This window comes from Fluviispira vulneris, assembly GCF_014281055.1.
Lineage (GTDB): Bacteria > Bdellovibrionota_B > Oligoflexia > Silvanigrellales > Silvanigrellaceae > Silvanigrella > Silvanigrella vulneris.
The window spans coordinates 79,305-99,172 of the sequence record NZ_JACRSE010000004.1 but is presented as its reverse complement, the minus strand read 5'-3'; the positions used below and the strand labels follow the sequence as shown (position 1 = coordinate 99,172).

Annotated in this window: 17 protein-coding genes; 8 read left to right on the top strand and 9 right to left on the bottom strand. The window is 32.1% G+C overall.

Going from position 1 to position 19,868, the window contains the following annotated elements; translation table 11 throughout:
• Positions 1-14: 14 nt before the first annotated feature.
• Positions 15-1,106, top strand: coding sequence for an MFS transporter (locus H7355_RS09740; protein ID WP_222435693.1), 1,092 nt, complete (start codon positions 15-17; stop codon positions 1,104-1,106).
• A gap of 222 nt (positions 1,107-1,328) precedes the next feature.
• Entirely contained in the window at positions 1,329-2,099 is a 771-nt protein-coding gene (locus tag H7355_RS09735; RefSeq protein WP_186646969.1) for a hypothetical protein, read from the top strand.
• Between the two features lie 106 nt (positions 2,100-2,205).
• Here H7355_RS09735 and H7355_RS09730 read toward each other — a convergent pair whose 3' ends face one another.
• The 6 genes from H7355_RS09730 to H7355_RS09705 form a co-directional block, all read right to left on the bottom strand.
• Positions 2,206-3,684, bottom strand: coding sequence for a methyl-accepting chemotaxis protein (locus H7355_RS09730; protein ID WP_186646966.1), 1,479 nt, complete (start codon positions 3,682-3,684; stop codon positions 2,206-2,208).
• Between the two features lie 413 nt (positions 3,685-4,097).
• Positions 4,098-5,186 (bottom strand): thioredoxin domain-containing protein, encoded by a 1,089-nt coding sequence (locus tag H7355_RS09725; protein WP_186646965.1) that lies wholly within the window; start codon positions 5,184-5,186, stop codon positions 4,098-4,100.
• 78 nt (positions 5,187-5,264) lie between these two features.
• Positions 5,265-5,870 carry a uridine kinase gene (gene udk / locus H7355_RS09720; RefSeq protein WP_186646963.1) on the bottom strand — a complete coding sequence of 202 codons (606 nt, stop codon included), beginning with the start codon at positions 5,868-5,870 and terminating at the stop codon, positions 5,265-5,267.
• A gap of 21 nt (positions 5,871-5,891) precedes the next feature.
• Complete coding sequence (upp, locus tag H7355_RS09715) at positions 5,892-6,545, bottom strand: uracil phosphoribosyltransferase (RefSeq protein WP_186646961.1); 654 nt, start codon at positions 6,543-6,545, stop codon at positions 5,892-5,894.
• A 99-nt stretch (positions 6,546-6,644) separates the two neighbouring features.
• Positions 6,645-7,781, bottom strand: coding sequence for a dTDP-4-amino-4,6-dideoxygalactose transaminase (rffA, locus tag H7355_RS09710; RefSeq protein ID WP_186646959.1), 1,137 nt, complete (start codon positions 7,779-7,781; stop codon positions 6,645-6,647).
• Positions 7,782-8,948 carry a glycosyltransferase family 4 protein gene (locus H7355_RS09705; protein ID WP_186646957.1) on the bottom strand — a complete coding sequence of 389 codons (1,167 nt, stop codon included), beginning with the start codon at positions 8,946-8,948 and terminating at the stop codon, positions 7,782-7,784.
• A gap of 198 nt (positions 8,949-9,146) precedes the next feature.
• Here H7355_RS09705 and fliD point away from each other — a divergent pair, with 198 nt between their 5' ends.
• Both fliD and fliS read left to right on the top strand, forming a co-directional pair.
• Complete coding sequence (gene fliD / locus H7355_RS09700; protein WP_186646955.1) at positions 9,147-10,496, top strand: flagellar filament capping protein FliD; 1,350 nt, start codon at positions 9,147-9,149, stop codon at positions 10,494-10,496.
• Positions 10,497-10,544: 48 nt separating this feature from the next.
• The gene (gene fliS, locus H7355_RS09695; protein ID WP_186646953.1) at positions 10,545-11,108 is read left to right on the top strand and encodes a flagellar export chaperone FliS; all 564 of its coding nucleotides are present in this window, start codon (positions 10,545-10,547) and stop codon (positions 11,106-11,108) included.
• Between the two features lie 446 nt (positions 11,109-11,554).
• Here the strand turns inward: fliS and H7355_RS09690 are convergent, their stop codons facing one another.
• A complete protein-coding gene (locus H7355_RS09690) occupies positions 11,555-12,307 on the bottom strand; it encodes a PilZ domain-containing protein (protein ID WP_186646951.1) in 753 nt (250 codons plus the stop codon).
• Between the two features lie 77 nt (positions 12,308-12,384).
• Between H7355_RS09690 and H7355_RS09685 the strand changes: the two genes are divergently transcribed.
• Positions 12,385-13,257, top strand: coding sequence for an HAD family hydrolase (locus H7355_RS09685; protein ID WP_186646942.1), 873 nt, complete (start codon positions 12,385-12,387; stop codon positions 13,255-13,257).
• Positions 13,254-14,141 carry a glutamate racemase gene (gene murI, locus H7355_RS09680; RefSeq protein WP_186646940.1) on the top strand — a complete coding sequence of 296 codons (888 nt, stop codon included), beginning with the start codon at positions 13,254-13,256 and terminating at the stop codon, positions 14,139-14,141. Before H7355_RS09685 ends, murI begins: the two co-directional genes overlap by 4 nt.
• Here murI and H7355_RS09675 read toward each other — a convergent pair.
• Positions 14,138-15,076, bottom strand: coding sequence for a DUF1338 domain-containing protein (locus H7355_RS09675; RefSeq protein WP_186646937.1), 939 nt, complete (start codon positions 15,074-15,076; stop codon positions 14,138-14,140). The genes murI and H7355_RS09675 overlap by 4 nt on opposite strands.
• Before the next feature lie 137 nt (positions 15,077-15,213).
• Between H7355_RS09675 and H7355_RS09670 the strand changes: the two genes are divergently transcribed.
• Together H7355_RS09670 and H7355_RS09665 are read left to right on the top strand one after the other, a co-directional pair.
• A complete protein-coding gene (locus H7355_RS09670; protein WP_186646935.1) occupies positions 15,214-16,230 on the top strand; it encodes a pyridoxal phosphate-dependent aminotransferase in 1,017 nt (338 codons plus the stop codon).
• A gap of 61 nt (positions 16,231-16,291) precedes the next feature.
• Entirely contained in the window at positions 16,292-17,800 is a 1,509-nt protein-coding gene (locus tag H7355_RS09665; protein ID WP_186646932.1) for a methyl-accepting chemotaxis protein, read from the top strand.
• 2 nt (positions 17,801-17,802) lie between these two features.
• On the opposite strand, the gene H7355_RS09660 is transcribed toward H7355_RS09665, so the two are convergent.
• On the bottom strand, positions 17,803-19,773 hold the full coding sequence (locus H7355_RS09660) for a hypothetical protein (RefSeq protein ID WP_186646930.1): 1,971 nt from the start codon (positions 19,771-19,773) through the stop codon (positions 17,803-17,805).
• Between the last annotated feature and the right edge of the window lie 95 nt (positions 19,774-19,868).

Here is a 19,868-nt window from a genome sequence, read left to right as displayed (position 1 = left end):
GTGAAATTAAAAAGATGGGTTTACGCATACACAGTACAGCAATAAATTTTCTTCATAAAAATAACTTTTATATTGTGAGTCTTATTTTTCGAGTTTATTATATTATTTTCTCTATCTCCTATCCACTCTTTGCAATTGCAAATAATCTACCTCTGGTGGTGCTGAATTTATATTCAATCACCTCGCTTGTGAGTTTATTCTTCTTAATATGTTCTTATAGATTATATCATTTTTCTATACAATATATTAAATATATTGCCATCATAATTTCGATTATTAATTTACTTTTTTATGTCTTTAATTTTTATCATTCGATCCCATTTTGTTTTGTATTTGCTATAATTATGGGGCTTTCTTCTTCTTCCATAGAAGTTGCGAGCCTCTCATATGCAACGAATACATCCGATAAAAGCACATTGAAAAATCAACTTATGATGCTCAATTTTTTAAAAATTTTAGGCATCTCACTTGGGTTTTTCATAGGCTGCCTTGTGACATCAAGTCACAAAAGTAAAGAAATAAGTAATATTGCGATATATTTTATGGCTTTCACATCTATTCTATTATCTTTTTTCATTGATACAGCAAAAAGAAATGAAGAAAAAGTAAGATTTTCGCTCATGCAGTTTTTTAAGAATAAAAATTTTAAACATTTGAATCTTTGTATCGTATTATTCATTCTCGATTTAACGGTTTTTAGTTTTTGGTACACGACGATACCTCCAGCGTTAAAAAGCAATGGATTCGATGTGAGTATTATTGGAATTTTTCTTGCAATAGAGGCTTTCTGTCATGCTTTTTCTCAAAAATTATGGCTCAAATTCTCCTACTATATAGGCGAAAAGGTTACGTTCTTTACAAGTCTTTTTAGCCATATTTTTATTTTAATTGTTATATTATTAAGCAATTCTCGGAGTGTTATGGAGATACTCATATTATTTATATTACTCGGAATTTCAAATTCAGGCACATATATTAACTCAGCAGCGCTATTTTACAGCAGAAACTATGACATCAATAAATTTCAGTTAATCTCTCTTCACTTAATAGCTTCAAGTGTGGGTAAATTTTTAGGGCCATTTATTGCAATTTTCTACCTTAAATAAGTACTGAGCTGCTTCGATCTAACGCTCAAAAAAATAGCAAAAATATTTTCTATTGTAATAATATTTAAAATAGTTATGGTTATCTTAGGTTTTGACATAAACCGCACGATTCAATTTGATTTAATATAATTCTTTGAAATATAAAATACTTATTTTTATATTTTAAATCATATTTTTTACACATAATTATTTTTTAATTGATGTTTTGGGGAAAGAATATTTATGAATATAAATTATCGAGCATTGGAAAATATACCAATAATAGATATTATAGAAAATTCAACAGTTGGCCTGAAATTAATTAAAAATGTAACAAAATTATTTGATGGTAATTTATTGTTTAACAATAGCAATGTATTTAAATCAACTTTGAAAAAAGATGATTTTTCAGGCGCGCATTTTATTGAGATGAAAGATGAAAACTTATTAAATGATACTTTTTATTTACCTTTTAAAGAAAATAGTGTAACAGCAATGGAGTTGCCAAATACAGGTGCTATCAATACTTTTGTAACAGCTCGAATGAATGGCTGTTCATTTTATATTTGTCGAAATCTTTTTACTAAAAAAATTGTCGTTTGTCATGCAAATGCATTAAATTCAAGTATGGACGATATTAAAAGTGCAGCTGATTTAATAAATAAACCTCCGAATTGGCAAAGTTTTAATACTCAAAAATCGCTTGCACGCTTGATGGACATCTTTACTGTAAAGTATAAATCAAAAGGAAATCTAGAACTCTTGAGATCCTTATATAAAGAAGAATATTTTAATAGTATGAATCATGCTTCTAATTTTTATTATCGTATAAAATCAATTCCTTCTAATGATGCGGCGAATTTTGTCGGTGGGGCAATTGTGATAGGCTTTCGGGAAAAAAATAAATGGAGTTTTTATTATCAATCTGTAATGAATACGAATAACATAAGACAAAAAGAATATAGACTGAACTACAAAATCATTGAGTCAAAAAAGTTTTTTGAAGAAATTTAGATTTATCCATTTAAACGACTGATTTATCTGCGGTGTCAAATTAATTCTGAAAAATTTTAATTATTATTGATAAAAGTTATATTAATAATAAATTTGTAGATATTTATTATTTTTTTCCTTGAACAATATCTTCGGTTTTAGTAGAAATAGTTTTTAATTCATGACTGATTTCTAATACTTTAGAAGATGACCGAATAGAATTTTCTGCGCTCTTCAAATTGTTAATTGCAGATAAATCAATTTTTGTCATCGCTTCCGATATCTGTTTAACACCAATCTCTTGTTCTTTGGTGGCTTCAGTTATCTGACTCATTTGTGTATTTATCTCTTTCACATCAATTATAATTTGATCAAAAATGTTTGATACTTCTATAGTTTTACTTTGCCCTTCCGTAACTCTGCTTAAGGTTAGTTCTAATATACTTTTAACTTTCTCCCTGCTTTTATTTAAGAGATCCCGAATTTCATTTGAAGATTTTCCACTTGTTTTTGCTAAATTGCCTACTTCTTCTGCAACGACTGCGAAACCTTTCCCATGTTCTCCTGCGCGAGCAGACTCGATAGATGCATTCAAGGAAAGCAATTCTGTTTTTGAAACAATGTCATTTATGATCATTGCTTTATTTTCGATTTGAATAATAATCGCTTCAATTTCTGACAGTCTTTGGCCTGCCTCTTGTATTGCGGCCATAGCTGAGACCATATCTTTAACGGCTGTATTGCCCATTTCAGTCCGGTTATTTATGGTTTGTGATAATTTTTCTGAATTTAAAGTAAGAGTAGAAGTCCTTGCTATCATACTTGTGACTTCAGAAATTGCAGCTGCAGTTCCTTGAATTGCGCTGGCTTGTTCATTTGAAGATTTTCCAACATCCTCGCTCATTTTTGTCAATTGAGTCGACTCTTCTTCCATATTCTCAGATGATTTTTTTAGTAAATTTGTAAGATAGGACAGTGGTTTAGAAATAAAATTTGCAATTTTTATTCCACCAAACATTAATAAAACCGTTATAATTGTTGTTATGGTCATGAGTTGAATTAAATTTTTATTTTTTGCTCTGTCAACATCATCAATATATATTCCTGTCCCTATGTACCATTTCCACTCTGGTATTGGAATTAAGTATGTCAGTTTTGGTATTTCTTCTGTTGAACCAGGTCTTGTAGTGAAATAAGATAAAAATTCTGGTCCCGTATTTTTTAACGAGATTTCTACAAATTTTTTATATTGAGCAGAACTTTGAATAACTCCATCATCTTTCGGACGTTTGGGATTCACAATTTGCCGCATATCATAATCGCCAATAAAAAAGTAATTATCACCATCATACCGCGCAGCATTTACAGAAGCCTTTACTCTTGAAATAGCTTCTTCATGAGATAATTTTCCTTCCTTTTCTAATTTTACATAATGAACAACAACTGCTGCGAGTGCTTCACTTAAATTTTTTATTTGTATTTTTTTTTCATCTATAAGTCTATTTATGGAAGCATTGCCTAAATATATTAACGTTAGGGTAAAAAGAATGATTATGAAAATATTCCAATAAATTATTTTTCTTTTAATACTTAATTTATCTAACATATTTAATCCTTTATTGATGGGTAATAATTAATATTTTATAGTAATATTTGTATTTTAAATTTGATGAAATAAAAAATTGAAAGTTTAAATTTATATGTATATTATACTGATTAAAAATATATATTTTATGTTTTTTTAAAATTGAATTTAAAAAAAATTTGCGCATTTTAAAATTACCTAAATGAGTATAAGTATTTATGGTTATATAATTGCATATTTTTTAAATTCTGTATTTAGCTCTTAGGGGTTTTTTTCGCTGTATGAAATGCAAAGAGATTTTTTTGACATTTGGATGTTTTTTAAATAACAATACTTGATGAATGTGTTTCTAATTTATTTTTAAAAATATGAAAAATTACAAAAAAAAAGAGATTTACATAAACGTAAATCTCTTTTTTGCTGATCATTTATGTCTATTTAGCAGATGCAAGACGTGTGTCTATTTCTTTCTTTAAACTTTCAAAGCTTAAATTGCTCTCATATTTTTCACCGTTAATATAAATCGAAGGAGTTGCATTGACTCCTAGTGAACTCATTTCTTCCAGATCTGCCATAATAGACTTCGCATGTTCTTTTTTATCATCTGCAAGGCAGGTGTTGAATGCAGGTACATTGAGTTTCAACTCTTCAGCAAATTTTGTATAGACGTCAGCTGTTAATGGAGCCATAGGCGCACGGGAGAAAAGCAATTTGTGCATTTCCCAGTATTTACCCTGTTCGTTGGCACACTTTGCAGCAATCGCTGCTGGTAAAGCTTGTGGATGAATTTGTGTCAATGGGAAATCACGGAACACAAATTGAATTTTACCTTTATATTCATCAAGAATTTTTTGGATAGGACCATGTGCTTGTACACAATAAGGGCATTGATAATCAGCTGCTTCAACAATTGTTATTTTAGGATTTTTCAATGATGGATCGTATTTGTAGCCAAGATCGGAAAATTTAACCACAGGTTCTTTTGGTCTTTCAAGAGCAATAACCTTGATTTTTCCTTCTTCATTAGCTTGTTGCAAGATTTTTTGTTCCGCTTTTTCTTTTTCCAATTGAGTCAGATAACGCTTAACAAGCTTTTCTCTTTCATTTTCTGGAATTTGTTGCATTTGTGGATTGGCAGAATTTTGTGAGATGAAGTTTTTAACAACTTCATCTTTAATATTTATATTCTTTTTATAAAAATCATCTTTTGCTTCATCAAGTGTAGCGAGTTTATTCTGTTTTTGATAATTGGCGAACCATTCTTCCATATAATGTTTCTGTAAAATAAACTCAGCAGTTTCATAAAGTTTTTTTTGTGCATTGAAAAGTTCGTTACGCTCAGCTGCAGAGAGTTCTGAGATTTTGATTTTTTTAGAATCGAAGGAACCAAGTACATCGTCATTATTTAAAACGTTTTTGGAAGTACGTGTTTGACAACCCACAAGAGCGAGCGAAACTAATGTTAATGCAGAAAGATTCTGCAATTTTTTTAATTTAAAGAATCGTAATGAGCTCGAAAACATATTGCCTCCAAATGTAGAGTAAAAAGACTCAATTAAGGACATACCTTAAGTTGTAATCGAAATAAACTTATTTAAAAATTAATTGACAAATTTTTTTATTTCATCAAGTGCATTGTTGAGTGTGGTTTCATTATTAGCAATATATGTAGCAAACTCAATTGATGGTTGTACAAATGCGTCATGCATAGGTTTTACCAATGAATAAAATTGTATTTTAACTCCTTCAGGGCTCCGACCTCGCTCTTCCACATCGCGTCTCAACCTGCGTTCAAAGCGGATTTGTTCTGGAATATCAAGAAATAACGAAGCATCAAAAAAAGATCTTAGTTTTTCTTGGGAGAGAATAAGAATGCCATCAACAATGATAACTTTGGTAGATTGAAAAGAAATAGTTTCATTTTTTCGTTTATGGGTTGTAAAATCATAAATTGGAATTTGAATTGTTTTATTATTAATAAGATCGGATAAATGATCTGCCATTAAATTAAAATCGATAGCATCGGGGTGGTCAAAGTTAACTGATCCATCTCCTTTAAAGTTTTTACTTTGGTCGATATAATAATTATCTTGACTCAGGATTTTGCAATTATCTATTCCAATCATTTTTTGTAAACGTCGTGCGGCTGTTGTTTTACCAGAACCGCTTCCTCCTGAGATAGCAATAATTTTTATTTTTTTTAACAAATTCCACCTCTATTTACTCATTTATAAAGTTCCATAGATGCGATCTCCCGCGTCTCCCAAACCAGGTAGCAGATAGCCTTTCTCATTCATAGTTCTTTCTATTGAAAGACAATAAATTTGCACATCAGGGTGGACATTTTGAAGAATTTCTAGGCCTTCTGGTGAGGCAAGCAAACAATTAAAGCGGACTTCCTTTACTCCATATTGCTTAAGTCGTTCTATAGCTGCTACAACTGTAGCCCCCGTTGCAAGGAGTGGATCCAATAAAAAGATTTTATTACCTTCTATATCGTCAGGTAAGCGAAAATAATATTCAACAGTATTGTTTAAAAATTTATCGCGATAAATTCCAATATGGCCTACTTTAGAAAGGGGAAACATTTGCATAAAACCGTCGAGCATGCCCATACCAGCGCGCATGACGGAAACTATAGTAACATCTTCACAAATAAAGGAACAATCAGTTTTCTCGAGCGGTGTATCAATCGGATATGTTTTCATAGACAGGTCACGTGAGCATTCATAAGCCATCAAGCGACTCATTTCAGCTAATATTCTACGAAATTCGCTTGAGTTTGTTTCTTTTTTTCGTAAGGTGGACAGAGAGTGCGTAAGCAATGGGTGATTTATGATATTGACATTTTTATATTGCTCTTTCTGAGAGTGCTTTGACATTTTTTACTCCGTTGCAAATCTTCAAATATGATAAAAAATAGATTTTATAATTTTATCATATCGAGAACTCTTGCATAGAGAAAATTCAGAAAAAATAATTTATTGCAATTTGCTCCAATTATAAATTTCTTCAATTATAAATTGAATTTCGCTTTGTGATAAATCCGGATATAAAGGCAGGCGTAAAAGTCTTTGAGAATATTCTTCTGTCAAAGGTAAATCACCAACTTTAAACCCAAGTTTAAGACCTGCTGGGGCACTGTGCAACGGAATATAATGAAATGTTGCTCCAATATTTTTATTGCGTAAATGGGCAATAAGAGAGTGTTTGTCACTTTCGTTGCGCATAATTATATGAAATAAATGGTAATTGCTTTCACAATCAGCTGGAATATATGGAAGTTTAAGAATTTCTTTATCTGCGAGTGGTTTTAATTCTTGCATATAGTATTGATAAACAGTTTCTCTTTTTTTGTTTAATTCATGCATAATATTAAGTTCAGCATCGAGAATAGCCGCTAACGGTTCTGCTAGAATATAACTTGAGCCTTTATCTATCCATGTGTATTTGTCAACTTGACCTCGGAGAAATTGTGATCGGTTCGTGCCTTTTTCGCGGATAATAAGAGCTTTATCTGCAAGATAATCATTGTTTGTCAGGAGAGCTCCTCCTTCACCACAAATAACATTTTTTGTTTCGTGAAAACTTAATGCAGCCATATCTCCTAGAGTACCAAGATGTTTTCCTCGCCATTTTGCACCAATCGCATGGGCAGCATCTTCGACAATCATAATATTTTTGTTGGCACAAATATCGTTTAGTTTTTCCATTTCACATGCCACACCCGCATAGTGAACAGGAATAATTGCTTTGGTTTTATTTGTTACTTTAGCTTCCACATCACGCATATCCATATTCATTGTCAGAGGATCGATTTCACAAAAAACAGGTTTGAGTCCTGCTACTAAAATAGCGTTGGCAGTTGAAGTGAATGTAAAAGAAGGGAGAATGACTTCATCACCTTCTTTTGCTTCCAAAAGTAACATAGCCATTTCGAGGGCATGTGTGCACGACGATGTGAGTAATGCGTGTTTAATAGAAAGAATTTGGCTAAACTTTTTTTCGACAGTATGACAGAATTCGCCATCACCTGATAATTTTCCAGAGGTCAGCACCTGATGGATATTTTCATAAACTTGTTTTGGTATATGTGCTTTTGATAGTGGAATTTTCATTTATTTATTCCTCCAAACTTCATTATAAATATTGTTCAAATTGTTTAATTTTTTGTCCCAATTGTGTTCATTAAGCGCCCAGATTTTTGCATTGGCACCATGTTCACATATCAGTTTAGGGTTTTCAATATATTGAGTGATTGCATTAGCAATATCGATAGGACTTTTTGGTGGAATTAGAATTCCACGTTCTAAATGCTTAACCTGTTCAGGAGTTCCACCCGTATTTGTGCCAATAACTGGAAGTCCCATGCTCATAGCATCGATCACAGAAAGGGAATAAGTTTCTTCATAAGTTCCTAAAACAAAAATATCCATGGCATTTAAAAATGGTATGTAATCTGACTGAAATGGTATCAATTGAATACGATTTTCCACATTCGGTAAACTTACAAATTCTTCAAGCCATTTATATAGTTCATAAGCTTTAGGCTCATAAATTGGGAGGCCGTCAGGTGAAGTTTGCAATAAAGTGGGTTCACCCATAATCCATATTTTAACTTTACTTTTGATTTCTGGTTTTAAGTGGAGAATGGCTTCAGCAATTTCTTTCACTCCTTTAGCAGGATCAAGACGACACATCGTTGCGACAACAATATCGTCTTTGTTTGTGTTCCATTTTTTGCGCAAAACTTCGGCGTCATGTGAAGTTTTGTTAAATTTATTGAGATCTCTGCCATATCTTAATAAATAGATTTGTTCAGGTTTGACAGGATAATTGACCTTAATATTTTCATTTAAGAGTTCTGAAGAAGAAGCTATAGCAGAAACTTGTCCATAAATAAGACGATGGATAAGGCTTTTTTTCGAAGGTGCACTCATATACAAACTAAAGATTTGTTTCACATTTTTACAAAAAAAGAGTGTCAATGAAACGAGCCATACATCATGGCGGGTGTGGGTATGAACGATATTATATTTGTATTTTTTTATTATTCTAATTAAATTAAAGATATCTTTTAGACTTATACGTGCCTGTTTGTGCGCATAGAATATCTTTATTCCAATTTTTTCTGCTTCTTTGGCAATTTTTGAGCCAGGAATGCAATAGAGAGCAGTGGGTTTGCCAGACTCATGGATCTTCTTAATGAGGTTAATGGTATAAAGTTCAAGCCCTCCCCAAGAGTGAGAGGTGTTGATGTGTAATACGTTCGTATGATCTTGCATTCTTTTTCCTAGTAGAAAGACTTCCTTATTCAAGCCTTTATTATACCCATATGATGAACATAATAAATTCACAAAGTGAGTGATACTATATAAAGAGAAAATTTTGCACAAGTTTTGACATTTTTTGTCTAATACGGCAATAAAAACTCCTCAATAAATCTATTACTTTGGCACAATTTTTAGGGGAGAATCATTTTTATGGCTGGAATAAGAATCAATACGGGATCGGGTATTGATCCCAAAATGGTTGATCAGCTCGTAGAAATGGAACGCGAGCCGATCAAACAGCTAGAAGCACGTAAAAAAGAAGTGGTTAATGAGCAAAAATTATTTGGTGAGCTCAAAAACCATATCAGTGCACTTGGAACTGCTTTAAATGCATTACGTACAAAAGCGGATTTTAATAAATTAAAATTAACCAGTTCTCATCCGGATATCGTTGATGGCACAGTGGATAACAATGCTCCGATAGGAACATACGAACTCGAAGTGCGGAATTTAGCTCATACGCAAAAGCTATTGACACAGACTTTTCCAGATAAAGATGAAACTCCCGTTGGTTTTGGCTATATGACAATCGAATTTGAAGATGGGAGACATTTTGATGTCGATATCGATCCTGACAAATCTTCTTTGTCAGATGTTGCCACTCAAATAAACTCAATGGGTGAAGGTGCGCGGGCAATTGTTATTAAAACAAAGGAGGGGATAGAGGACTCCGAAGAAGACAATTACCGTCTGCTTGTCATGTCAGAAAAGTCGGGAAAAGAAGCAAAAATATATATCGATCCCGACACAACATATATGGAATTTAAAGAGCAAGTCACAGGCAGAAATTTAGAAATGACTTTTGAGGATGTCAAAGTCTATAACGAAACAAATAAAGTAACTGAATTATTTCCAGGGTTGGTCTTGGATGTAAAAAAAGCGGAACCAGGGACAAAAGTAAATATCAAAATTGACTATGATGTCGAAAAAAGTCTAGAAAGTATAAAGAAATTTGTGGAAGCTTACAATAAAGCAAATGATTTTATCGATAAGCAATTTCAAGTCAATCCAGATACAAATAAAGCCGGTATTCTTTCTAAGGATAACAGTCTAAGATCTCTGCGTCGCTCGCTACAATCTGCATTGCAATATTCTATTCCAAATAAAAAATATCAAACATTAGCAGATGTAGGAATTTCTACCGACCCGAAAACTGGCGCTTTAAAATATGACGAATCTAAAGCTAAGCAAGCATTGTCCGAAGATTATGTTGGAGTTTCAAAGCTGTTTATCCAAACAGATGATTCAACGGGTCTTGGAATTCGCATGTCGGACGCTGTGCGCGGAATGCAAAATCAGCAAAGTGGAGTGATCTCTTCAAAAGATAGGGAATATAAAAGAATTCTCGAAACTTTTGACAAAGATCTTGCTACAAAGGAAAGGCTGGCAACTCAGCGAGCTGAAGGGATCAGGCGAAAATTTGCAGTGGTAGAGCAGCTTATCAGTGGAATGAATGCACAAGGACAAGTATTGCAGCAAAAACTAGCAGGTATGGGTTGATTTTTGCTCTATCATAATCCTTGTTCTTATTTTCAAGGATGGGATTGCATGAATTCGAAAGCATTTAAAGCTTATCAAGCGACTAACGTAACAACAGCAAAACCAGAAAAAGTATTACTTATGCTTTATGAAGGTTGTATTAAATTTGTCAGACTTGCTAAGACAAAGATGGTTGAGAAAAAAATTGCTGAAAAAGGAAAAAATATAAGCAAAGCGCTGGCGATTATTTCTGAATTGATCAACACCCTTGACCATGAAGTCGGCGGTCAACTCTCTGCAGACCTTGAAAGTCTATATATCTTTATGATGGATAAATTAATTGAAGCAAATATGTATAATAAAGTCGAAGATCTTGAAGTGGTAGAAAAACTTCTTATGACATTATTCGAAGCATGGACGGATGTTGTCAATAATCCACGACCTGATGGGGTGCCGAGTCCAAAGTTACAGCCAGAGCTTTACGCAATGTATTTATCTTCCAATTCACAATCGACAAAAATGGATGTCACAAAAAATACACAACCCCTGAAGGCCAATGGGGCTGCTGCGGTTAATTTGTCTGCTGAGGTGAAACAGCCAGTTTTGGGTGGGAATGTTGTAAGTAAAAAATAATATTATTTAACAATTTTATAATTTTAAAAAAATATAGCAAAAAATAAAAATTAAATCTTATAAAAAAAAATTATTGAAAGTAATTTGACAAAATATGAAATATAAATTATTTATTTTTTATTATATACTTAATGAATTTATATATCATTTTATAAATAAAAAGTTTCTTGAATTTATCTGAAATTTAAGAAAAATAATTTTATATATGAAACGAAAATCTGCAAGTTGTGTCGGAGGCAATATCGGCTGCTCTTGGTGGGCTACTCTTTGTCTTTGGTGGATTTATTCCCTTCTTTATTTTCGCAAGCATTGGGGTTTTTGGCTTATTTTTTATATCGAAATCGTTTAAAACTTATGATAAATATGCTGTTTGAAATCATTCATTATTGAGAAGAATAAGAGCACATTTTCAAAACTTTTAGGACAGGTATGTGCATATTTTTAAATTATAAATAATAATGACTTGAACGAAATTCTAAACTATTTTCTAAGACAAATCTATTGATTAGCTTTTTGTCATTTAAGCTCATAATTTGGAATTTTACCCCAAATCCTTCCTCGGTGATTCTGACCACTGTTCCTTTAACCAATATTTTTTTATCAAGATTTGGCAGTGTGAATTCAATTTCTAAGTCAAAACCAACGTTCGGTAGAATTTTTTTATCCATATCCGAGAGATGGATACCATCTGCAGAAAGGTCAATGGAATAAGTTTCAAACTCTTTATTTTTAAAGCGCACAATTGCTTTTAATTTATATTTAATTCTTTCAGAACGTCGGTAATTCACTTGTGCTATCTTTTTTATTTCTTCGATTACTTTTTCACGCGGAAGAGGTTTTGGCAAAAAAAGATCGGTGTTGAGAGTATATGCTTTGTCTTTTATCTCTTCAAAATTCTCAACACTCGTAACAATAAACTTTATTTTTTGGTTGCGGCTTATTTTTTTAGCTTTTTCTATTTCATAGATACCATGACAATTGTATGAGTGATAATCAAGCATTGCGATATCAAAATCTTCTTTTGATAAGATTTCAAGCATACTATTTAAATTGTTTGTCAGTTCTACATGTATACCAGCTTGATTGAGGGAAGATTTTTCTATCCGTCCCGTTATTGGACTTTCATCAGTGAGTAATAATTTTATTTTTTGTGATAGAGGCTTAGGAGTTTTTTTTTGAAGTTTTTTTGCAATGGACATAATGTTCTCTTTGTTAAAGTTAGATTACTTTCGTATAGATTTATCGGGGTAATTTTGTGTGCTCTTGAGGAGGAATCATGTTGTGGCCTGCCGTAACAGAAGCTGATCTTATTGAATTAGTTACTGAATTTAATGATAAAAAGTATAAAATTTGTTTAAATAACAAAGGATATGCAGGATTTGTTTTTTTTGATATTGGGAGCGTACTGCTTGATTTAGACTGGGATATTTCCTTTAAAGCCTGCGAAAAAATCTTTCCAGTTGGTTCAAAAATCAATCATTATAACGTATTAGATATATTGCGTGCAAATCATGTGCTGAGTGATTGGTGCACAGGGCAGATGGGTGCTTTTTCTTACGCTCAAGCTCTTATGAATGCCTATAGACAAGATGCTAATATTTCTATAGAAAAATCTCCTCTATCCATTCTCGATTTGAAACATGCTGACAGTTTGGTTGTGGGTGCTTTGCGTTCTAAGGTGTATGAACTTGCTAAGAAATTACGCGATATGAATTTTGCTATCGGTGTCTTGAGTAATGCCACGACTTGGCACGAAGTCATGATTGAAAAAAGACTACCTGTTCGTGATTTTTTTGATGTGTGTATTTTTAGTCAAGATTTAGGTTGTGAAAAACCTCAGAAAAAAATTTATGAAATCGCACAATATGAAGCAAATCGTTTTGTGCAAAAAAAATTTAATGCTACACTCGATCCAAATGATATTTACTTTATTGATGACACTCCTGCAAATGTTAGGGCGGCGCGTGAGATGAATTGGCAAGCAAGTTTAGTTAACTTATTTAATAACTCGATCTTAGAAAAAATTTCTCAAAAAAAGATAACTGAAAAAGAGCTTAAAGATGCTTCACATAAAAGAGAAAATTTATTGTTTGGGCAAAACGCAGCAGTGAGAGTTGAAAATTTATTTAAAAGTATTGTTTCTTTATGAAAAATAATCACAGACCAAATATTGCTTTTTTTGATTCGAGTCAAGGTGGTTTGACAGTTTGGGAAAACGTTTTAAAAAGATTTCCAAATTTAAATACTCAGTATTTAGGTGATAATGCGCGCTGTCCTTATGGAAATAAAAGTGCAGAAACTATTATAAAATATTCTTCAGAAGCAGCTTTATTTCTATTAAATCGCAATGCCAATTTATTAATTGTTGCTTGCGGAACTGCTTCGAGTGTTGCAGCGAAAGAAATTCAAAAAATATTTAATATACCAATTGTTGGTATTGTCGAAGGCTTTTGTCGATTTGTGGGATCTATTTTAGAAAATAAATCCCGGAGTGTTGCTGTACTAGGTACGCGCTTTACGATTAAAAGTGGCCGTTTTAAAGAAGAGCTTTCTTTATATAATATAAATAATGTCTGGGAAAGAGCTTGTCCATTATTTGTTCCGTTAGTTGAAGAAGGAATTTCATCAGGACCTATGGCTGATGCAGCAGCAGATATGTATTTATGGGATATCCCCGATGATACAAAAATTGTTATGTTGGCTTGTACACATTATCCACGCCTTGTCCATGCTATAGCAGCATCTATTGAGCGTCGACTAGGTAAAACAATCATATATAAAACGATCGATGGGGATTGGGTCTTAATATTAGGTAAAAATAATTTAGAGGATCCTATTTATTTAGTTGAATCCTCTTTGCCTATTGTTAATTATGTTTCACAATTTTTACATAAAAATAACTCATCTGGAATATACAGTCAGGGGATTAAACATGTTTTTTGTACGGATGCTCCGTCCCATTTTGAAAATATTGCTCGGTTTTTTACAACAATTGCCTTACCTAAAGTTGAAGTAGCAGAAATCCAAAGTTAAGCCTGTTTCCTTAAATTGGTTGATTCAAAAATTTTATCTGCGTTGTCAGTTACAAAACCTTGGTAATAACTGCTCCAAATACCATCTTTTTTCTTACCACTGAGTGGATGACGATAGGCAAACTCTACAAATGCATATGGAATTTTGTGAAATCCATCTTGAAAAGGAACAAGTAATTCTTCGGCTAGAGTTGCGCTTTGCTCTAATTGCACTTCGGCTGATCCTTTTATAAGGCCTCCGCCAGAGGTGTTCATAGCAATTCCGAGTTCCTTTTGAATAAATTGGTTAAAGTTTTTGAGTGACTTAAATTTTTTCATCAAGTGTATACTTAAGGTAAAATGATTTGGTGTGTTGCCATAGACCAATGTCCACGCCGCATATTCGCTTTCTTTTCTAAGCAGTTCGTAATCTTTATAACTTGGTATGCGCCAAAGTGGACCATTGCTTAAATAAAGTGTTAATGCTTGTACAAATTGATCAATATTCTCTGGTCTTGTTTTTAATGAATTAAATTCATTTCTTAATTTAAGAATGGGTGATTCACTTAAATCGTTAGTATATTTTAAAATGCATTTTTGAAATTCCTGTGAAAAACTTTCTGGTTCGAGAACACTCAAAAATACTTTGGGCGGAATTTTCGCACTGTGCTCTTCTTTATTATTTGGAGGGTTCATCGAAATTGCCATTAATTTTTTATCTTTAAAATGGTATTCATCTGCTTGTTTGTAGCCAAGAATTTCAAAGACCTGTCTTAGAGTTTCCAATCCACAGTACGGTCCAGGAAGAGTGCGAAAGGCCATATGGTCTTCGCTCCAGTGATCACCTTCAGAGCGAACAGCATTTTCAATCTTTTTAACCTGTTGAACCTTAGATTTATAATTGAGCCAGAGTTGTTTGATTAATTTATTAATTATTTTTTCTTGTAATTTAAGCATACGATATCCCTCAGAAATAGATGCAAAAAAAAAGGTTTAGTCCTTTGTGAGCATGTAAAAGTTATGTTAGTAATTTAGCGCAAGCTTTGGGCTTTGGCTAGGAAAAGTCTTTTATTTTATGTCTGAGGAATTTGAATTTGTCTCAAGCAATTATTGCTCTCGATCGGAATGAATATTATTTTGACCATCATGCAGAAGTCCTGAATTTGTTTCAATTTTATAATCAACAGGGACACTCACGTTATGCTGCGAGTGCCGATCATGGGCAATTGCAAAAAGCACTCGCCTCTTTATTTAAAGTTGATTTGCAAAAAATAACTTTAACCCATGGCGCTGAAGATGCACTTATAAAGTCATTGGCATGGTTGAAATTAAAATATAAAACAGTGGTTTTAGAAGATTTCTCATGGGCAAATTACAATCACATAGCGGAAGGTTTAGGCTTTCAACTCAAGAAAATTCGAACTCAGTTAAAAGAAAAATCCTTTTGTTTAAATTCTAATGAATTGAGAAATTATTTAGACTCCTCAGAACCTTCAGTGGTGTTATTGACGTCTCCCAACAATCCCACGGGGCATGAAATTGAAGAAAAAGAACTCTATTCATTGATTAAACGTTACCCAAGGCATTTTTTTATACTCGATATGGTTTATGCACCTTTTGTTAAACATGAATTTGCTCCTTTGTTTTGTTCTGAAAATTCATTGTTTGTAGGAAGCTTTTCAAAATTTTTTGGTTTGCCGGGATTAAGAGTTGGCTTTGCCATTGGCTATTTACCTAAAGCATTTCAATTAAATTTGGGTTTGCAGCCCCAAGCCATTCAAATCTGTCGGACAGCATTACAGCACATCGACTGGTATCAAAGCAATCGCAATGAAATGCTCACTTTTGCAAAATCTTTAGAACTCTTAAAGTTTAAAAATATTTCAATCTTTAAAACCTCAGCTTCTTTTTTCTTAGTAAAGCTCCCACAAATATCAGATTTAGAGCAAGTTCTTTCATCGGCTGAAAGTCAATCTTATGTGCGGCCAAAGTTTTTAATTAAAGATAAAAATCCTTACCTTCGCTTTGGATTAGCGCCCGAAAATGTATGTAAAAAAATAGAAAACTATTTAAGCATTATCGATAAAAAATTTGACGAAAAATCTTTTTAAAATAATAATAAATAAAATACTATTAAACTGAATATCAAAAGAATTGCAAAAGGATATTAAAATGGAAAAATCTCATTTTAAGTTCAAAGGTCTCAGTGGACAATTGCTGATATTAACAATAATTCCGATTACCTTAATTGTTTTGATTAGTTTTTTGGGTTGGCATGGAATAAAGTCTCAAAATGATGATTTAAATTATATAGCCAGCCAGAGGATGCAAATCTTAAATATAATTAATGATATGCGTTATGGTGTGGCCAATACAGCGCGCTTAATATGGCTAGCTAATGCCAATCAAGAAAATAAAGAGTCAAGGGATAAAAAGATTGAGGAAGCACAGCAACAGATAAATAAACTTTATAAGCTAAGCGATGATTATATTTTATTTAGTTCTAGAGAAACAAGCAAAGAAAAAATGAGAAAAATAAAAGATTCTTGGAAAGAAATAGAAGCTGTTACTTTTAAAAGTGTTTCAAGTCTCTTGCAGCTAGAAAAATTTGATGAAGTGCGCAAAGTAATGTTAGGAGAATTTCACGCGAAAGTGACACCAGTGATTGCAAATCTGGATGAATTGGAGAATAGGGCAGTTAGTTTAAATACTGAATTTGTTTCTAAATCTTTAAGTGATGCAGAAAAAACGAAGTGGTTTTCTCTTTTTGCAGGAATTTTCGGAACAATATTTACCATAGTTTTTAGCTTTGCTGTCTCAAAAAAACTGTTGCGAACTTTAGTCGTTCTTTCCGATCAAATTGCTCAATCCGGTAAGGATGTTTCGCAAGCAAGTACATATTTGTCTTCGGTTAGTTTACAGGTTTCTGCTGGTACCACCGAAGCAGCGGCAGCACTCGAACAGACCGTAGCGTCGGTTGAAGAACTTTCCAGCATGGTAAAGTTAAATGCAGAAAATGCTCAGCAGGCTGCAAAACTATCGCAAACAAGTTATAAAACAGCAGAAATGGGTGAGACTGAAACGCAAAAATTGGCTCGATCGATGGCAGATATTTCCGAAAGCTCTAAGAAAATAGAAGAGATCACAACTGTAATTGATAGTATCGCTTTCCAGACGAATTTACTTGCATTAAATGCAGCCGTTGAAGCCGCCAGAGCTGGTGAACAAGGACGAGGATTTGCCGTCGTGGCAGAAGCTGTTCGGAATTTAGCACAAAAAAGTGCTTCTGCAGCAAAAGATATTTCTAATTTAATCAAAGACAGCGTAGACAAAATAAAAAAGGGTGAGGAAATTGCTTCTTCAACTGCTGAAGTTTTAAATAGCATTTTAGTATCGATTAAAAAGGTCTCAGATCTCAACACACAAATATCTTCGGCCTCACATGAACAAGCAAATGGTATTGTCCAGATTAGCAAAGCTATGAACGAAATTGATACATCCACACAGCAAAATGCTTCAGGTTCAGAAAAAGTGGCTTCAATTGCTTCGGATCTTACACAACAATCACTTTCTTTGCAAAACTATGTAAATCAGTTGAATATGATGATCCATGGTTATTCTTTGGAAGTCAAAAATATGGGGCAAAGTAAATTTACCGAAGAGCAAGTATCTCTCTCTTAATTTCAATATAAATTAATATCCATATCGTCTGATAAATATGTTTTAAAGTAGTCACTTTTTGGAGAACTTTCAAAAGGTAAATCTGTAAAAGCAAGATCAATTTTCTTTAAATTTACATCGTTCAATACTTCAGTGCTCAATTGATTTTGTAAATTTATAAAGGCTGCTTCGAGTTGCATGCGTACAATTTTTTCGCTGCGTTTGTAAGTATTAATTATATTTTCATTTGAAAAGACGGGGAATACTTTCAAAAGAGATTGTAATCTTGCTACTTTATTAAATACAAGCATGGAAAAATCTATATAGCAACGTTTGTATTCAAGATAATTTTTTTGTTTCAATGCATGTGAAAAGTTTTTTGTTTTTTTAGTAACTATTTCATATGAATTTAAATCATGTTCATTTTGTTTATTCACGACAAAAAACTTCTCATTCCAACTTTTATTTGAAAGTACTTTTAAAAGCATTTGACTTCTTTCATAACAGCCAATCCGTAAGAGAGTAATATATAAATTTGTATTTTTTACAAGATCTTTGAGATTGTGCTGAATATGAGAGTTATCGAATATAGTGAATGAAGTCGCTAATATAGAAAGATGTAAAATAAAATATCTTTCAAAAAACGGCAGAGTTGCGAGTGGATTTTTTGGATTGCAATAAATAAGTTCTTGAATAGTGTTTAATAAAGTTAGTATATCGTTTATGATTTTCTCTTGATCTTTTTTGTTTGATTCATTTGTGTGATTAAAATTTATTAATAATGAATCAAATTTTTCCTCTGCTTCAAAGAGGTAAGAGTTAATTTTAATTTCTAGATTGACGGAAAGGTTTGCTTTAATCTTGTTTTTAAATAAGTCTGTTGTTTTAATCCAATGTTTAAGAGCAAATTCATCTTGATACCATTTATTGAATAAGTGAGAATTATTATCAATTTGAGTGTGATCGGGGATAGGGAAAATTTGGCTCAAATTTGCAAGCTTTTCAAAATAGTCTGCTAAACTATTTACGGTTATAGAATCTTCATCATTTTCTTGGTTGCTCTCTTTATATTTTTCCAAATAATTATCATTGGTTTTTTGTTCATTGATAATATTTAGATTTTCAATAAATAAATTTTTGCTCAATTTATTCGCTTTAAAATCGTTCCACCAATTCATCGTGCTTAAATTATTTTTACTTAAAATTTTGTCTTCATCATAAAAATAACTTGGCCGTAAAATATCTAAAATATGAATTAGCTTTATAAACTCAGATGTTTCAATATATTCTATGGTTAGGCTTTGCTTTAAATAATTACAAAAGGCAGCAACTCTATCTGTTATGTTTAGGTTCTCTTCCATTTTAAATTGTAATAATTCAGAGAAATTAAATTTGTCTTCCAAGATATATGTGTATTTATCTTGTAAACTTGTCTTTAAGTTTATATTTTTACTTCTTTCATTAAAGAGGAACTCTATACAATTACATATATATTGATAAGATTTTAGCCAAATATTTTGAATTGCTAAATGATCTTGGAAGTAATTTCGCTCCAAGCTTTCTTTATTATTGTGTTCTAATAAGGCTATTGTTCCTAAAATCAGCATAATTGATCTTAAGAAAATATTAAAATCAATTTTATTATCATCTAAGATGGAATCGAAAAGTGGTTCTTTAATATCATCGAGCTTATTGCTGATTTTATCAAGAAGTACGTTTATCTCATTTTGTTTATTAAAATTATTATTTTGCGTGAATATCAAAAGAATTTGATTAAACTCACACTCCAAAGCATCCAGTTTTGTTTTAAAAATTTGTAAATATTCTTCATCTTCTTTGCTTGTTGCAAAGAAATGGGTTTCTTTTATAAAATCTTTAGCTATTTGCCATTTGATTGGTATAAAACCATTAAACTCATTGTCATTTAAAATGAGTAATGCAAGAGATATCTTATTTATAAGAGGAATATCATGGGAAATTTTTAAATTATCCATTTTGTCCTTCCTTTATTCAAACATTTGAGTAAAAAAATAAATTTTGCTGAGCATAATCGATTTTTAAATTAAAATCAAAAGTATTGATTTAAAGG

Bases quoted from the DNA above. Each gene is read 5' to 3' on its own strand.
- H7355_RS09725 (WP_186646965.1), bottom strand. From the start codon at position 5,186: ATGTTTTCGAGCTCATTACGATTCTTTAAATTAAAAAAATTGCAGAAT.
- H7355_RS09705 (WP_186646957.1), bottom strand. From the start codon at position 8,948: ATGCAAGATCATACGAACGTATTACACATCAACACCTCTCACTCTTGG.
- H7355_RS09730 (WP_186646966.1), bottom strand. From the start codon at position 3,684: ATGTTAGATAAATTAAGTATTAAAAGAAAAATAATTTATTGGAATATT.
- H7355_RS09660 (WP_186646930.1), bottom strand. From the start codon at position 19,773: ATGGATAATTTAAAAATTTCCCATGATATTCCTCTTATAAATAAGATA.
- H7355_RS09685 (WP_186646942.1), top strand. From the start codon at position 12,385: ATGTTGTGGCCTGCCGTAACAGAAGCTGATCTTATTGAATTAGTTACT.
- H7355_RS09665 (WP_186646932.1), top strand. From the start codon at position 16,292: ATGGAAAAATCTCATTTTAAGTTCAAAGGTCTCAGTGGACAATTGCTG.
- H7355_RS09690 (WP_186646951.1), bottom strand. From the start codon at position 12,307: ATGTCCATTGCAAAAAAACTTCAAAAAAAAACTCCTAAGCCTCTATCA.
- rffA (WP_186646959.1), bottom strand. From the start codon at position 7,781: ATGAAAATTCCACTATCAAAAGCACATATACCAAAACAAGTTTATGAA.
- upp (WP_186646961.1), bottom strand. From the start codon at position 6,545: ATGTCAAAGCACTCTCAGAAAGAGCAATATAAAAATGTCAATATCATA.
- H7355_RS09735 (WP_186646969.1), top strand. From the start codon at position 1,329: ATGAATATAAATTATCGAGCATTGGAAAATATACCAATAATAGATATT.
- H7355_RS09740 (WP_222435693.1), top strand. From the start codon at position 15: ATGGGTTTACGCATACACAGTACAGCAATAAATTTTCTTCATAAAAAT.
- murI (WP_186646940.1), top strand. From the start codon at position 13,254: ATGAAAAATAATCACAGACCAAATATTGCTTTTTTTGATTCGAGTCAA.
- fliD (WP_186646955.1), top strand. From the start codon at position 9,147: ATGGCTGGAATAAGAATCAATACGGGATCGGGTATTGATCCCAAAATG.
- H7355_RS09675 (WP_186646937.1), bottom strand. From the start codon at position 15,076: ATGCTTAAATTACAAGAAAAAATAATTAATAAATTAATCAAACAACTC.
- fliS (WP_186646953.1), top strand. From the start codon at position 10,545: ATGAATTCGAAAGCATTTAAAGCTTATCAAGCGACTAACGTAACAACA.